This window comes from Saliniradius amylolyticus (assembly GCF_003143555.1).
Lineage (GTDB): Bacteria > Pseudomonadota > Gammaproteobacteria > Enterobacterales > Alteromonadaceae > Saliniradius > Saliniradius amylolyticus.
Window position 1 is genome coordinate 541,462 of sequence record NZ_CP029347.1, and the last position, 14,667, is coordinate 556,128.

General features: G+C 53.2%; 12 protein-coding genes. 5 read left to right on the top strand and 7 right to left on the bottom strand.

What is annotated here, in order from left to right:
* The first annotated feature begins 1 nt into the window (after position 1).
* The 4 genes from lgt to HMF8227_RS02745 are packed head-to-tail and all read left to right on the top strand — an operon-like array spanning position 2 to position 3,587.
* Positions 2-796: a prolipoprotein diacylglyceryl transferase gene (lgt, locus tag HMF8227_RS02730; RefSeq protein ID WP_109338716.1), complete on the top strand. Its 795-nt coding sequence runs from the start codon at positions 2-4 to the stop codon at positions 794-796.
* A gap of 3 nt (positions 797-799) precedes the next feature.
* Positions 800-1,633: a thymidylate synthase gene (locus tag HMF8227_RS02735; RefSeq protein ID WP_109338717.1), complete on the top strand. Its 834-nt coding sequence runs from the start codon at positions 800-802 to the stop codon at positions 1,631-1,633.
* Between the two features lie 5 nt (positions 1,634-1,638).
* The gene (locus HMF8227_RS02740) at positions 1,639-2,646 is read left to right on the top strand and encodes a response regulator (protein ID WP_109338718.1); all 1,008 of its coding nucleotides are present in this window, start codon (positions 1,639-1,641) and stop codon (positions 2,644-2,646) included.
* Positions 2,643-3,587: a sensor domain-containing diguanylate cyclase gene (locus HMF8227_RS02745; protein WP_109338719.1), complete on the top strand. Its 945-nt coding sequence runs from the start codon at positions 2,643-2,645 to the stop codon at positions 3,585-3,587. The genes HMF8227_RS02740 and HMF8227_RS02745 overlap by 4 nt, the downstream gene beginning before the upstream one ends.
* Position 3,588: 1 nt before the next feature.
* On the opposite strand, the gene HMF8227_RS02750 is transcribed toward HMF8227_RS02745, so the two are convergent.
* From HMF8227_RS02750 to rapA, 4 genes are all read right to left on the bottom strand, one after another.
* Positions 3,589-3,912, bottom strand: a complete 324-nt coding sequence (locus tag HMF8227_RS02750; RefSeq protein ID WP_109338720.1) for a hypothetical protein — start codon at positions 3,910-3,912, stop codon at positions 3,589-3,591.
* A 99-nt stretch (positions 3,913-4,011) separates the two neighbouring features.
* Positions 4,012-4,908, bottom strand: a complete 897-nt coding sequence (locus HMF8227_RS02755) for a DUF3530 family protein (RefSeq protein ID WP_162558465.1) — start codon at positions 4,906-4,908, stop codon at positions 4,012-4,014.
* Positions 4,909-4,942: 34 nt separating this feature from the next.
* Positions 4,943-5,602 carry a bifunctional tRNA pseudouridine(32) synthase/23S rRNA pseudouridine(746) synthase RluA gene (rluA, locus tag HMF8227_RS02760; protein ID WP_109338722.1) on the bottom strand — a complete coding sequence of 220 codons (660 nt, stop codon included), beginning with the start codon at positions 5,600-5,602 and terminating at the stop codon, positions 4,943-4,945.
* Positions 5,602-8,424 carry an RNA polymerase-associated protein RapA gene (gene rapA, locus HMF8227_RS02765; RefSeq protein WP_109338723.1) on the bottom strand — a complete coding sequence of 941 codons (2,823 nt, stop codon included), beginning with the start codon at positions 8,422-8,424 and terminating at the stop codon, positions 5,602-5,604. The genes rluA and rapA overlap by 1 nt, the downstream gene beginning before the upstream one ends.
* Positions 8,425-8,735: 311 nt before the next feature.
* On the opposite strand from rapA, the gene HMF8227_RS02770 reads away from it, so the two are divergent.
* Positions 8,736-10,133 carry a PhoH family protein gene (locus HMF8227_RS02770; protein ID WP_109338724.1) on the top strand — a complete coding sequence of 466 codons (1,398 nt, stop codon included), beginning with the start codon at positions 8,736-8,738 and terminating at the stop codon, positions 10,131-10,133.
* A gap of 36 nt (positions 10,134-10,169) precedes the next feature.
* Here HMF8227_RS02770 and HMF8227_RS02775 read toward each other — a convergent pair whose 3' ends face one another.
* The 3 genes from HMF8227_RS02775 to HMF8227_RS02785 form a co-directional block, all read right to left on the bottom strand.
* Positions 10,170-11,126, bottom strand: a complete 957-nt coding sequence (locus tag HMF8227_RS02775; RefSeq protein WP_162558466.1) for a hypothetical protein — start codon at positions 11,124-11,126, stop codon at positions 10,170-10,172.
* A gap of 34 nt (positions 11,127-11,160) precedes the next feature.
* Complete coding sequence (cysG, locus tag HMF8227_RS02780; RefSeq protein ID WP_109338726.1) at positions 11,161-12,567, bottom strand: siroheme synthase CysG; 1,407 nt, start codon at positions 12,565-12,567, stop codon at positions 11,161-11,163.
* Positions 12,568-12,646: 79 nt separating this feature from the next.
* Positions 12,647-14,584: an alpha/beta hydrolase family protein gene (locus HMF8227_RS02785; protein WP_162558467.1), complete on the bottom strand. Its 1,938-nt coding sequence runs from the start codon at positions 14,582-14,584 to the stop codon at positions 12,647-12,649.
* Between the last annotated feature and the right edge of the window lie 83 nt (positions 14,585-14,667).

A 14,667-nucleotide genomic window follows, 5' to 3' on the forward strand; every position in this document is an offset into this window, starting at 1 on the left:
AATGAATGAACATTGGGTGTTTCCACAGATCGATCCTGTGATTTTCGGTGTCGGGCCGGTCAGCTTACGCTGGTACGGACTGATGTACCTGATTGGCTTTGTGGCGGCCTGGTTTTTGGCGCGCCACCGACTGCCCCGCACCAACTGGAGTAAAGAGCAGCTTTCCGATTTATTGTTTTACGGCTTCTTAGGCGTGATCATCGGTGGCCGTCTGGGGTATGTGCTGTTCTATCAGTTTGACTATTTCCTGCAAGACCCGCTTTATCTGGTTAAGATATGGACCGGTGGCATGTCGTTCCATGGTGGCCTCTTGGGGGTATTGGCTGCTTTTTGGTGGTTTGCCCGTAAAACCAACAGTCGTTTCCTGGAGGTGGGCGATTTTATTGCGCCCATTGTGCCTATCGGATTGGGAGCTGGCCGCATCGGTAATTTTATCAATGCCGAACTGTGGGGCCGCACTACCGATGTGCCCTGGGGAATTATTTTTCCCGGCGCCGGACCGGATCCTCGTCATCCTTCCCAGCTGTATGAGTTTTTTCTGGAAGGTGTGGTGCTCTTTGCGGTGCTGTGGTGGGTATCTCGTAAGCCACGGCCCACAGGCTTAATCTCAGGGTTATTCCTGCTGGGTTACGGGGGCTTCCGTTTTATCGTAGAATTTTTCCGTGAACCGGACGCTCACTTAGGTCTTTATGCTGAATGGTTGTCACAAGGGCAGCTGCTTTCGTTGCCGATGATGATCATCGGCTTACTGTTGAGCCTAAGAGCGTTGATAAAATCCAACAGGGTTAAGGCCTGATCCATGCAGCAATATCTCCATTTGATGCGCCATGTCCTTGAACATGGCACCCGTAAAGAAGATCGCACCGGTACTGGCACGCTGAGTATTTTTGGCCATCAGATGCGCTTCGACCTGAGCCAGGGTTTTCCGTTAGTAACCACCAAAAAGTGTCATTTGCGCTCCATTATTCACGAATTACTGTGGTTCTTAAGTGGTGAAACCAATATTGGTTACCTGAAGGATAACGGCGTTAAGATCTGGGACGAATGGGCCACCGACGAGGGTGAGCTAGGGCCGGTTTATGGTCAACAGTGGCGTAGTTGGCAAGGGCCAAGCGGTGAAGTGGTGGATCAGATTGCCGATGTGGTGCAGCAGATCAAGACGAACCCGGACTCGCGCCGGTTACTGGTGAGTGCCTGGAATCCGGCCCTGCTACCGGATACTCAGTATTCGCCTAAGGAGAACGCCGCTATGGGTAAGCAGGCGTTGCCACCGTGTCATACTTTGTTCCAGTTTTATGTGCTGGAAGGAAAGTTGTCCTGCCAGCTTTATCAGCGCAGTGGCGATATCTTTTTGGGAGTGCCGTTCAATATCGCCAGCTATGCGTTGCTAACCATGATGATGGCTCAGGTTTGTGATCTGGAGCCGGGAGATTTTGTCCACACCTTCGGTGATGCCCATTTGTATTTGAACCATCTGGAGCAAGCTCAGACTCAGTTACAGCGAGAACCCTATCCTCTGCCCAGCATGCAGATAAATCCGGACGTTAAAGACATTTTTGGCTTTCGCTTCGACGACTTTGAACTGATGAATTATCAGGCCCATCCGCATATTAAGGCGCCTGTCGCGATCTAAGCATTATGAGCACATCGGTACTTATCTGCGATGACTCCAAATTTGCTCGCCAGCAAATGGCCCGGGCGATTCCTCAGGGCTGGGATGTCAGCCTGTCCTTTGCGGAAAATGGTCAGCAAGCCCTGGAGGCGATTAAGGCAGGCAAAGCCGATGTAACTTTCCTGGATCTGAATATGCCGGTGATGGATGGGTATGAAACCATGCAGCAGATACGCCAGCAGGATTTACCCACCATGGTGCTGGTAGTGTCAGGTGATGTACAACCCGAGGCCCGCAAACGTATGCGGGAGTTGGGGGCGCTGGACTTTATCGCTAAGCCGGTAGACAGCGGTAAGTTAAATGCCTTGCTCAGGGACTACGGGCTTTATGACGGCCTGGGCAAGACTCGTTCGGTGAGTACCAATACCCAAGCCACCAGTGATAGCGAAAAGCTGGATATTTACCGGGAAATGGCAAATGTAGCCATGGGTCAGGCGGGGGATAAACTGGCCCGACTGCTGGGAGAGTTTATTCATCTTCCAGTGCCTAATGTAAATGTGATTGCCGCCAGTGAACTGCGCATGGCCGTGGCCGAGATACAGGATAGGGCTTATGTGTCAGCCACTTCACAAGGCTTTGTCAGTGAAGGGGTGGGTGGTGAGGCCCTGGTGATTTTCGACGATGCCGATTTTAGCCGCATTCTTAAACTGTTGCGTTATCCTGAAAATGACGAGTCAGAGGGCCTCGAGCTGGAGGCTTTGATGGACGTTTCTAATATTCTTATCGGCGCCTGTGTGAATGCGTTATCGGAGCAGCTCGGGATCGTCTTTAGTCGCAACCACCCGAGTTTGCTGGGGCGTCACTGTAATCTGGATCAGTTGCTAACCCGCAATGTGTCCCGCTGGAACGAGATAGTCGCCATTGAGATCGGCTACACCATTCAAAGTCAGAATATTCACTTCGATCTGTTGTTGTTATTCCCCCGCCATGCCATTGACGGCATGGTCAGTTACCTCACCGGAGATCGCCAATGAACGACTCTCTCTCCTCTCTGGCTTTAGACAGCGCCCTGCTGAGTAAACTGGAAGTAGGCGTGGTGGTACTCGACTTGGATTATCGGGTACTGGTGTGGAATGATTTTATGATGCATCACAGCGGGGTTCAGGCACAGAGTATTATCGGGCAGAGTCTGTTTGAGCGGTTTGACGAAATCGACCCTGACTGGTTTCGTCGTAAGACCGAGCCGGTTTTCCGGCTGAAGACCCCCACCTATGTGATCGCCGAGCAGCGTCCCTATCTGTTTAAATTTAACAGCTACCGTCCGGTGACGGGGGCCAGTGTCACCATGTTTCAGAATATTACCCTGTTTCCGCTAACGGATGACAAGGGTAAGGTAACCCAGGTTGGCGTATTGGTGTACGACGTGACCGAAGAAGTGACCAGTCGTCAGCAACTGGCTCAGGCTAACGAGCGACTGGAGTCCATCAGTCGCATCGATGGCTTAACCGGCTTGTATAACCGCCGTTATTGGGAAGAGTGTTGCGAACTGGAGTTTAAGCGCCAACAGCGTTATGGGGGAGACACCTCGTTGGTGATGTTGGATATCGATCACTTTAAGCAAATAAACGATACCTATGGTCACCCGGCCGGGGATCAGGTGATTAAGGCGCTGGCGAAGATCATCCAGACTCATTGCCGGGAAACCGACATGGCTGGACGTTATGGGGGTGAGGAGTTCGTGCTTTTGTTGCCGGACACACCGGCCGCCTGTGCTCAAACAGTGGCAGAGCGAATTCGCTTAGAAGCGGAGCAAATGGTGGTTCAGTATGATGGGCAAGGGCTTCGGTTTACCAGCAGCTTTGGGGTTAGCGGACTGGGTCATGAAGTACAAAGCTTTATGCAGTGGGTGGAACAGGCCGATAAGGCTCTCTATCTGGCGAAGGAGCAAGGTCGTAACCGGGTTTGTATGGCGTAACTCAGGGACGTATGCCTATACAGTCCAGCGGGCATTCGCCTTCGCCTTCCAGGTAAGTCATACAGGTCTCCAGTTCACTGCGTAGATAAACATCGTTGCGCAGCTTCTGCTCTGGCCAGAAATGCATTTGGTGCAATAAGTGCCAGAATACGCGCTCTCGCTGACTGCAAGGCTCGGTGGTACTGTTAGTCACCTGCGTCCACTCTTCCAGGACATCCCAGAAATACAGTTCAATTTCCTGATGAGGGATCCGCCCGGCCCAAAAGGCTCTCAGGTAATAGCTTAGCTGTTTGGACTTATTGCCGATAAACTGCTGAACGGTCACGTCGCTTTGCCGGGTTAGTGAACATGGCTAGAGTATAGCCCGATTTGTGTCATTTAGCCGTCACATTGTATCCTGGGAACTGAGCGATTGACCGAAAAATCACCAACCCATGCTGCTCAGCCATCCATAGATCTCTTTGCTCATATAGGCGTACTGTTCATCGGACAGAGACTGGCCTACCAGCTGTCGCTGACGGTAATCGGGTTGAAAGGCTTTACGAGCGGCCTGGCGGCGCTGGTGAACGCTCATGCTGGCCCAGTGATTATCCCAACGGGTGTAGATATCCAACAGCGGCAGTCGGTTGCGACTAATCAAGTCGGGCACCCGACGGTTCATTTCTGAGTCGGGCAAGTAAGGGCCTAATATCACAATACCGTCAGCAGGCGGTAACTGGGCCTGGTTATACATTTCAATGATCCAGGCAGCACTGGTACCTTTAGCGATAACTAAGTGGTAACCGCGATAACTTTGTCGTTCCTGCTGCACAGCCTGCATATAGTTGGCGAAGACCGTTTTATGTTGCTCGATGGCCTGCTCGGTCATGGGAGACGTCGTTTGATAAGGACGTATCGGGTTAGCCTCTGGTTCTTTCGACGTTGGGCTACTGCTTGTGCTCTGGGTGTCTGTATCGTTGCGCTCACCAACAGCGAACAGTTCGGTTTGCGGCGGGCTGAGTAACAGCGTATCCCAGCCTAACCCATTGAGGTAGGGAACAAGAGGAGCCAGGGCGCTTTGCTCTAGCGGAGCTTCTGATATGTCATTTACCAGCACCGCTACCCCCCGGCTCGACGGGGAACTATGGGTGTTCACCAGTACAGGAAATTCTGCATTTTCATCCAGGGTTAACATCTGGTAACGATGCGCTGGCAGTTGCCGTTTTAAATCTTCATTGAGCAGCCGTTGTGGATCGAGCTCCTGAGCCCAGAGTAACGGGCTTATTAAGAGCAGAGCAAAAAACAGAGTCTGACGCACGGGCACAGCGGGGATTAATACCATGATGGCTTTGTATCGGTCGCTGTTTGGAAAAGCTTTAGACAAACTCGCAAGGGGCCTCAAATTGACACCACTGACCAGACTCTGGGTGAGTGAAACCAAGCTGAAAGGCATGCAGCTGCAGACGCTCAGCCATTGAGAGTGCTTCAGGGTGGGCGTACAACCGATCTCCTAATATGGGATGGCCGAGGTGCTGCATATGGACCCTGAGTTGGTGTGAGCGGCCGGTAACCGGGGTCAGCTCCATCAGCGTGTCGTTTTCCCGTTTTTCTAAGACCCGCCAATGAGTGAGTGAAGGCTTACCGCGGTTAAAGTCCACCATTTGTTTGGGGCGGTTTGGCCAATCACAAATCAGCGGTAGCTCGATACTGCCGTGACTGGCTCTCGGCTGGCCGTAGATGCGGGTCAGATAGCGCTTTTGGGTCTGTCTTTCCTGAAACTGGCGGGCCAGGTGACGCTGGGCCTCGCGGTTTAAGGGCAAGACCATCAGGCCAGAAGTCGCCATATCCAGTCTGTGTACTATGGTCGCTGTGGGCCACACCCGCTGACAGCGAAGTTGCAGTGAGTCTTTCTGATCTTCTGCCTTGCCCGGCACGGAAAGGAGGCCGCTCGGCTTATTCATCACCAGCAGATGGTCGTCCCGGTAAATGATATCGAGATAGGGATCGAGTGGGGGATGATAGTACAACAGTGCCATTAGTGAGTGTTCACCACCAGTCTGATGGCCTCCAGTTGTACTTCTGCGCTTTCAATGGCGTTGCCCAATTCGGTTTTTTGTCGTCTCAGCGCCTGAATCTCACTATCGCGAATGCTGGGGTTTAGTTTCTGCAGATGCACCAAACGCTGTAGCTCGTCATCTAAACTGCGTTCCATCGTTGTCAGGCTTTGCGTCACCAAATCCTGTTTGCGTTGCTCAGCCTCCCGCATACCGCGTTGCAGCCCTAGCTCAATAGAGTCACTCAAGGCTTTGACTAACTGCAGGCCAGTATCTTTCGGTACGGCTTTGATATCGGTAAATTCGGGTGTACCCAGCTTGCCGTTGGCGTCCAGGACAACCTCAACGGGCGTGGGTGGTAAGAAGCGTCCCAGCTGTAAGCCGGGTTCGGCACGGCCATCCACTGTATAGAGCAGCTGCAGATAGTAACTGCCATTGGGCAGTTCTGGGTTACGCATCAGGCCAATGGCACTGTTGCCTTGTGGTTCGCTGGCCAGCCAGTCGGTAACATGGTGCACTAAGGGATGATCCCAACTGATAAACTGCACATCCTCCCTTGCCAGAGCGGTGGCGCGGTCATAGGTGACTCTGAGTCCGTCCTCGGTCAATCCCGGCACTACAGTGTTCATGGCTTCGGTAGGACGGAGCAGGTAGATGGTATCGCTGAGCTCCTCCTGCGCCACGCCGATGGCATCGAGCAGTCTGAGCATAAACCGCTCCAGTCTGGGGCTATTATCCAGGTCTTGCAGCGCTTCGAGCAAGGGTTCCACTTGCCCTAACCCAGAGGCGTTAAGTTCCAGCAGGCGATCCCGTCCTTGCTCTAACTGGAGTTTGAGCTGGTCGTTGGCTATACGGGTCTGGGTTAGGAGCTGCTCGAAGGCCGCTTCATCAGCGCAAGATGGCAACAGCTGGTAAAGCCCATCGGCAAACTGCTCAAAGATGGCAGTACCTGTCGCACAGGTGTGCTCGAAGGCATTCAGTCCCTGGTGATACCAGTTAAGCAGCCGCTGCTGAGCCGTATCCTTAAAGTAAGGGACGTGGATATGAATATCGCCCTGCTGACCAATGCGATCCAGTCGTCCAATACGCTGCTCCAGTACGTCGGGTACCAGCGGTAGATCAAACAACACCAGGTGTTGGGCAAACTGAAAGTTACGGCCTTCACTGCCGATTTCGCTGCATATCAGGACATCGGTGCCCTGCTCAGGATCGGCAAAGTAATTGGCGATGCGATCGCGCTCCACAATACTTTGCCCCTGATGGAACACGCCGGCATGCGTGCCTGCCTTGTGGCGCAGAGCCTCGGCCAGCGCCAAAGCCGTGGTGTTATTGGCGCAAAGGGTCAGTACCTTTTGTCCCTTGCGCTGCTTAAGCTGTTCGATAAGCCACGGGATACGAGGGTCGAATTCAGTCCAGCTGGCTTTAATTCCTTCATAGGTTTCCGGTAACAGCTGCTGTTCCAATGCCGTGGTGGGCTGCCAGATCCCGACGTATTCATCCGGAGAGCCCAGAGGGTGAGGGTGCAGGCAGCGCTTGGGAAAACCGGGCACGCTATGACGGGTATTACGAAACACTAATCGTCCGGTGCCATGACGGTCAATCAGTTGCTCTATTAACGCCTGGCGACGGCTCTGGTTCGATTGGGTCAGGCTTTGGATCTCCGCTTCAAGGTCGGGCGCATAGTCGATAAGGGTTTGCTCTTGTTGTTCATCCAGCGTTCCGTTGGCCAACAAAGGTCGGATGGCCTGAGCCAGAGCTTGATAACCTTGTTCTTCGGCTAAAAACTGTTGGTAGTCGTAGAAGCGATCTGGGTCAAGCAATCTTAACCTTGCGAAGTGACTGGCATGACCGAGCTGATCGGGGGTGGCGGTGAGCAGCAATACGCCCGGCGTTTGCCGGGTAAAATGTTCAATAACTTGATATTCAGCCGATGGCGCTTCGGGCTGCCAGGTAAGGTGGTGGGCTTCATCGACGACCAGCAGATCCCAGTGACACTCGGCGGCTTGCTGAGCGTAATCTGGGTTCTGAGTGAGAAAATCCAGGCTGCACAACACGCATTGTTCGGTGTCGAACGGGTTATTGGCCTCTTCGGCAAGCGCCTGACAGCGGCTCTGATCGAAAATGGCAAACTGCACATTGATGCGCCGCAGCATTTCCACCAGCCATTGATGTAACAGGGCTTCTGGCACCACGATCAAGACGCGCTGAGCACGGCCGGTGAGCAGCTGGCGATGGATGATCATAGCCGCTTCTATGGTCTTACCCAGGCCCACTTCATCGCTGAGGAGCACCCGGGGGGCATGTCGGTCAGCCACCGTGCGGGCAATATGGAGCTGGTGGGGAATCAAATCGACCCGGGCACCGGTCAGGCCCAACAAGGCACTGCTGTGGTGTGTTGCCATCTCGGCACGGCCCTGACGGCGCAGTTCAAACCAGCGCGGTTCATCAAACTGTCCGGAGAGCAATCTCTGCTGTGGGCTGGCGAGGGTGAAACGGTGATCCAGCATGGGCTCTTTGAGCTGCTCCGGCTGGCCGCTATCCAGGCGATGTCCTATGTAAGTGAGACAGCCTTGTTGCTCGTGTACCTGTTCGACCTCAAGCTGCCAGCCTTGGTGACTGGAAACGGTATCGCCAATGTCAAAGCGGACTCGGATCAGAGGCGCGTTATCGGCCGTGTAGGTGCGGGTTTCACCGGTAGCGGGAAACAGGACACTGACCCGGCGGCCTTGAGTCTCCACGATGGTGCCCAGGCCTAATTCTGACTCGGCCTGACTGGCCCAGCGTTGTCCCAAACTAAATGTCATACCTGATTCGCTCTTGTGTTACCGGCTCACTAATACCGCAATCCCGCATAAGGCGCGAGATAATAGGGCAGTTTGATGCACTGAGCAAGGTAGCAGCCCTTGTTGGCTCTTCACCTCGCCGGCGGATTGAAATCTTCACAGGGGTAATCCTCCAACCTCTATTACAGTTTAATAAAAGTAGGTGAAACCGTGGTGAAAAGGGGGTAAGGTGAAACTGAGCCTGTTAGTTTTCGCTGTATAACAGGTTGGAGGTGGCAAGCCCGGCTCACCATCCGGGCGACGCATAACAACAAGGTCAGCCGGAGATGCCAATGGCAAAACAGCAAGCTGCACAAACCAAGATCTTTGTACTCGACACCAATATTCTGCTGCACGAACCCCTTTCATTCCTCTCCTTTAAAGAACACGATGTGGTCGTTCCCATGACCGTGCTGGAAGAGCTGGACTACATCAAAGACAGTAAGAAAGATGTGGCCCGGGATGCACGGGTCTCCATCCGGGCAATGGAAGACATCCTCCATGACGCCACGCCGGAGGAGCTGGTGGACGGAGTGTCGCTGAAAGGACGTGCCTCGGGCGAGGTGGCACCAGAGGGGAAACTGTCGATCTTTTCCGATCATGGCATGCCCCAGGCGCAGCAGGTTTTTACCAGTAACGAGAACGATAACCGCATTATTAACGCCGCGCTGTTTCTGCAAAAAAGCAGTGCACCAAGACAGGTGGTGCTGGTCACTAAAGACATTAATATGCGCTTAAAGGCCAAGGGCGCCGGTCTTGAACATGTGGAGGATTATCGCACCGACCAGCTAATCAGCGACATTAAGTATCTCAGCCGGGGCTACCATGTGTTTGAGGGCACCTTCTGGGATAAGGTCAAGTCGGTAGACAGTCGAACTGAGGGCCGCGAAACGGTGCATATTGTGGAGCGTTCGGTGTTTCCCGATGCCTATGTGAACGAGTTCCTGCTCGACGAGAACCATGAGTTTGCGGGCATGGTAGAAGCGGTGACCAGGGATAGCCTGGAGATCCTGGACCTCGGCTATGAACGGGTCATGAACCGCAAGGCCTGGGGCATTCAGCCTAAGAACATCGGTCAGGGACTGGCCTTGCATGCCTTGCTCGACCCGCATATCGATTTGGTGATCATGACTGGTCCGGCGGGCTGTGGTAAGACACTGCTAGCACTGGCAGCGGCATTGGAGATGGTGGTCGAGCGCAATATGTACGATAAGATTATCGTGACTCGCAACACGCCTGAGATTGCCGAGTCCATCGGTTTCTTGCCGGGCACCGAAGAAGAGAAGATGGCTCCCTGGCTATCGGCCATCACCGACTCCCTAGAGGTGCTGCACAAGAACGATGAGAGCGTCAGCGGCTCTATGAGCTATATCATGGAGAAGGCCAACATTCAGTTTAAGTCGGTGAACTTTATGCGGGGGCGCAGCATTCAGAATTCCATCGTAATTCTGGATGAATGTCAGAACCTGACCGCCTCTCAGCTAAAAACCATTATTACCCGTTGTGGACAGGGCACTAAGCTGATTTGTGGCGGTAACCTGGCGCAGATCGACTCCAACTACTTAAGTGCGGTGACTTCGGGCCTGACGTATCTGGTGGAGAAGTTTAAGAACTTCCCCGGCAGCGCCACCATTAATTTAGAAGGGGTGGTGCGCAGTCGTCTGGCCGAATTTGCCGAGGAGCATTTATAGAATCAGGTTTTGGCCGGGCCGCCGCCCGGCCCAAGACTAGAATCGTTCGAAGTGGTACATGCCGGTGTCGATGGCCCGCTCGCTGTCTGGGCCAATTTCGCCGATGGGGAGTAATGCAGGGCCAGTGGGCTCGGCGAGTACGTAGGTTTCCCCGTCCAGCTTTAGGGTTTTTTCACCTGCTAACGGGGCGATCTTCAGTCCGAGCAAGGCATGATTGGGCAGGTAAATAATCACTGTACTCATCTTGGGTAGCATGGTCGCCAATAGACTGCCGGCCAGGGTTGTTTTGCTGTCACAATCGCCCACATTATTCAGAATCACCGCTGGTGGAGACAAATAACCGGAACCATTACTCTCCAACCGGTTATCCAGGGGGTTATAGGGAATACTCTGCAGCCAACCGAGCAACAGGCGAATATAGGGACGCCGCTCTTTGGTGTTCAGAGACTGATATAAAGCCTGAGACACCGGTAAGAGAGGGGGCTGACTCTCATTTGCGAAACGCATGTGGTCGGGCTTAATGCCCTCCTGACCCAGAAATGACTCGAAACGGTGGTAATAGTTCTCCCATAGATACTGGTCCATGGTGCTCTGGCGCACCTCCATGAGCTGTCGCTGGATGTCTTGCTTGGCGCTGGCCTTAGTTGTCCGGATGGACCAGCTCAGATCGCGGCCACGCCTCTGTATCCTGACGCTGGCAAGCCTGGGGTCCAGCTCGCTACTGTGTTTCATTAAGGCCATATAGATGCGGCGCTGCGCGGCTTTGGGGTGATACGCCTTAGGCTGCAGTAGCTCGGTTGGAAATTTATCGTGTGGCAGGGTAAAAGCGAGGCTAAGCTGTCGTTTATCGGCATCGCGCCACCGGTACTCAAACTCGTAGCCTGCCTGAGTACGTGTTTTCTCGAACAACAGCTGCTGAGCCTCAATGGGCAGACTCAGAAAAAGTAACAGTACCAGATAACGGCGCATTGCCCAGAACCACCAAAACTGCAAAATATACTTTATTATCGCCTCATGTCAGCGCTAATTAAAGCGTCTGTATTGTCTGGCGGCTGTGCCGTTCTGGATAGAACCAATTTAGCTTTGAGTGCAGGTCGACCACGCTGCCGACAACGATGAGTGCGGGTGGTTGAATGTGGCTGGCTTTGGACTCGATATCTGCCAGTGTGCCGGTGACCACTTGCTGCCGCGCTGTGGTGGCTTGCTCAATAACGGCGATAGGAGTGTTGGCAACCATGCCGTGGGCAATTAACTCCCGGCAGATTACCGGCAGGCCGGTCAGGCCCATATAAAACACCAGGGTCTGATTCTTTTGGACTAACGCTGGCCAATCGAGGTTAATGCTGTCGTCTTTCAGATGTCCGGTGGCAAAGACGACCGACTGGGCGTGATCCCGATGAGTCAGAGGAATACCCGCATAGCAGGAAGCACCGCTGGCGGCAGTAACGCCAGGCACAACCTCAAAACCGATGTGATGTTCGATCAGGGTTTGAAGTTCTTCACCGCCGCGGCCGAAAATAAAGGGATCGCCGCCTTTTAGTCGTACCACCCGCTTACCGGCTTTGGCCTCACTTACCAGCAGTTGATTAATGTCTTGCTGTGGCAGGGTATGGTTGCTGGCGGCCTTGCCCACATAGATTTTTTCCGCATCCCGGCGAACCAGTTCCATAATGTCTTCGGACACCAGGCGGTCGTAGACCACCACATCGGCTTTTTGCATTAATCTGAGCGCTCGGAAGGTCAGTAGCTCAGGATCGCCGGGGCCGGCTCCGATCAGATACACCTCACCCTGTTCCTCGGCTTTGGCCTCACTCAACTGGCGCTCCATCATGACATCGGCGGAAGCATCGTCACCTTGCAGCACTTTCTCGGCGATGTCGCCGTCAAAGATCTGTTCCCAGAAGTTGCGTCTTTGATTAACGGTGTCGAACCGGGCTTTGACCTTATCACGGAAGCGCTCGGCAAACTGGCCCAGGCGGCTGAGTCGGCGCGGTAATATGGCCTCCAGTTTCTGGCGCAGATAGCGCAAGAGTACCGGAGCCACACCGCCGCTGACCATGGCGATAACGATGGGGGAGCGGTCGATAATCGATGGCGTAATAAACCGGCAAAGTGGCTGGTTGTCCACCACATTGGCAAGGATATTCTGTGCCTTGGCTTGCTCGCAGATCTCGGCATTTAAGGCTTCATCATTGGTGGCGATAAAGGCCAGTTGCTGACCGGCCAAATCCTCTGGGGTATATTCACGGCTGTGTAGTACGATTTGGCCTTGTTCCGCCATGGCTAGCACAGTGTTGCAGGCCCAGGGCGCCACAACGGTGATACTGGCCTGAGTTTTGAGTAACAGCTCGATCTTACGGGCGGCGACTTCACCGGCACCCACCACCAGTGCGTTCAGGTTGTTTGTATCAACAAAGAGAGGAAAGTATTGCATAGCCACAGTTCGAAATAAGTACGGTGGCTATGCTAACAGTTTTTAATAACCGTTAAATATCGAATGGTATTTTCTTATTCTATTTCTCTTCGCTTCCACTCAGGTGTTGCCGCACAAACCCGATAACCTGCTGCATGTATTGTTTTTGGTTATTGGGGTCATAAAACCCGTGCCCTTCGGTGTCTACGGTGTAGAGCTGGTAATGTTTTCCGGCTCGTTCTAATGCACTGGTAAGACGCTCTGCTTGCTCAATCGGCGCCCTCTGATCTTGCCCACCATGCGCAAGAAAAAGTGGTACGTTCAGTTTATCGGCATGGTAAACCGGCGACATGGCTTTCAGGCTGACTTCATCCTCGCCGAGGGTCTTACGCAAATAGGCTTCACCGTAAGGGAGGTTGGGTATATCGCCTTCCTCAAAAAGCAGGGGGAGGTCGTACACACCGGCGTTAGCGATAACACAATCATACATGCCGGGGTAACGAATGCTGCTTTGCACGGCGGAGTAAGCCCCGAAACTAGCCCCCATAATACAGATTTTGTCATTTATCATGTCCGCATCCATGGCCCAGTTTACCGCGTCAGCAATGTCGTCCTGGATCAGGGTGCCCCAATGACCATATCCGGCCTCTTTGAATGAACGCCCATAACCGGTAGAGCCTCGAAAGTTTACCTGTAATACGTTAAAGCCGTTCAGTGCAAGATACTGCGCTTGTGGGTCAAATTGCCAGTAATCGCGACTGTGAGGTCCCCCGTGCACGAGCACGACAGTAGGCAGGGGCTGTTCCCCAGCGCCTTCGCCTTCCAGAAAATAACCGGCAATGGTTTGTCCATCTCTTGCTTTAGCGCTGAAAGGTGTCATCGGGATAAGTTGCTGAGCAGAGAGGTTGGGGTAGTAAGAAAAAATCGGGTTCAGGCTGCCGGAGGTATTATCGAACAGATAAAATTGCCCGGCTTCGCGGTCCGAAGATATCTTAACGATAAACTGTTGGTTATCGGAGGTACGGCTGGTGATCGACACTTTATGGCCGGGAAAGGTCGCTAACAATTGTTTGAATAGCTTTGCCTCGGGATGGCCTGAATCCAGTATCAGGTATGTCGGGTAGCCATTGTCGACTCTTAGGGCGTAGGCGTGCTGGTCGTCGTTACTGACTATGGCATGAGTAATATCGATACCTGGCTCTGAATATACCGGACTGAACGTTAAATGTTCGGTATCCAGGCTGAAGAGTCCGGTTTCGTCCTGTTTCTGATCGTCGAGCACCAGAAAGCCGTGTTTGCTTCCTGCTACAGGACGCAAGGCCTGCCCGTGACCACTCGATTCTAAGGGCTGCCACTCATTGTCGAGGTAGACAAAAGCTCGGGTGATATCATTGTCATCCTTACCAACCGCCAGCAGCTCGCCGTCATCATTGATGATTATTCTGGGATGGGGGATAGGGGCGCGAAACGGTTGGCCTTGAGTGATACCTCGATAGATGTCCAGCTTTTGTATCAGCGGTTTGTTGTTGCTGTTTCGGCGGGCGGACTGAGAGGTGATCAAAATGTGTCTGGGATCCTCTGGTAGTGTTGAAACAATCCGGGCCCAGCCAAAATCAGAGGTTTTTGTTTTGATGGCTGTCGCGCTGCTTTCACCGGAGCGATAGCCATAAATAGGCTCACCGTCCTCGCCATTGAGGTTAACGGCATAAAGCTCGCCAAAATACAGCGGACGGTCAGACCAGGCTGGGCGGCGATGCAGCTTGATAACGACGCGTTCATTGTTGGCCCAGAAATAATCACCCACCTCATCGTTGCCGGAAAACTTCAGGTAACCGGTCATGGCTTGCCTGGCTCGGTTAATAAATATCAGGCCGCGTTTGCCATCCATCAGTGAGCGCACTGCGAGGTGTCGCCCGTCTGGTGAAATTTTGACACCAGAATACTCAGAGAAATCGAACAGTTGCTCGGGTTTAAAGGTGTTTGCTTGTAGCTGAAGGGGCAGGGTTAAAGAGAAGCAAAGAAATAATAATACGCGCATACGGTCCTTGTCCTGTATAAAGTGCATCGTCCTTGATGCAGGAATATATCAAAGTTTGCCGGGGACACAAGGGCGAGGCCTTG

What these genes read in the sequence shown, in the direction of transcription:
- lgt (WP_109338716.1), top strand. Translation starts at nt 2, where the DNA reads ATGAATGAACATTGGGTGTTTCCACAGATCGATCCTGTGATTTTCGGT.
- HMF8227_RS02735 (WP_109338717.1), top strand. Translation starts at nt 800, where the DNA reads ATGCAGCAATATCTCCATTTGATGCGCCATGTCCTTGAACATGGCACC.
- HMF8227_RS02740 (WP_109338718.1), top strand. Translation starts at nt 1,639, where the DNA reads ATGAGCACATCGGTACTTATCTGCGATGACTCCAAATTTGCTCGCCAG.
- HMF8227_RS02745 (WP_109338719.1), top strand. Translation starts at nt 2,643, where the DNA reads ATGAACGACTCTCTCTCCTCTCTGGCTTTAGACAGCGCCCTGCTGAGT.
- HMF8227_RS02755 (WP_162558465.1), bottom strand. Translation starts at nt 4,908, where the DNA reads ATGGTATTAATCCCCGCTGTGCCCGTGCGTCAGACTCTGTTTTTTGCT.
- rluA (WP_109338722.1), bottom strand. Translation starts at nt 5,602, where the DNA reads ATGGCACTGTTGTACTATCATCCCCCACTCGATCCCTATCTCGATATC.
- rapA (WP_109338723.1), bottom strand. Translation starts at nt 8,424, where the DNA reads ATGACATTTAGTTTGGGACAACGCTGGGCCAGTCAGGCCGAGTCAGAA.
- HMF8227_RS02770 (WP_109338724.1), top strand. Translation starts at nt 8,736, where the DNA reads ATGGCAAAACAGCAAGCTGCACAAACCAAGATCTTTGTACTCGACACC.
- cysG (WP_109338726.1), bottom strand. Translation starts at nt 12,567, where the DNA reads ATGCAATACTTTCCTCTCTTTGTTGATACAAACAACCTGAACGCACTG.
- HMF8227_RS02785 (WP_162558467.1), bottom strand. Translation starts at nt 14,584, where the DNA reads ATGCGCGTATTATTATTTCTTTGCTTCTCTTTAACCCTGCCCCTTCAG.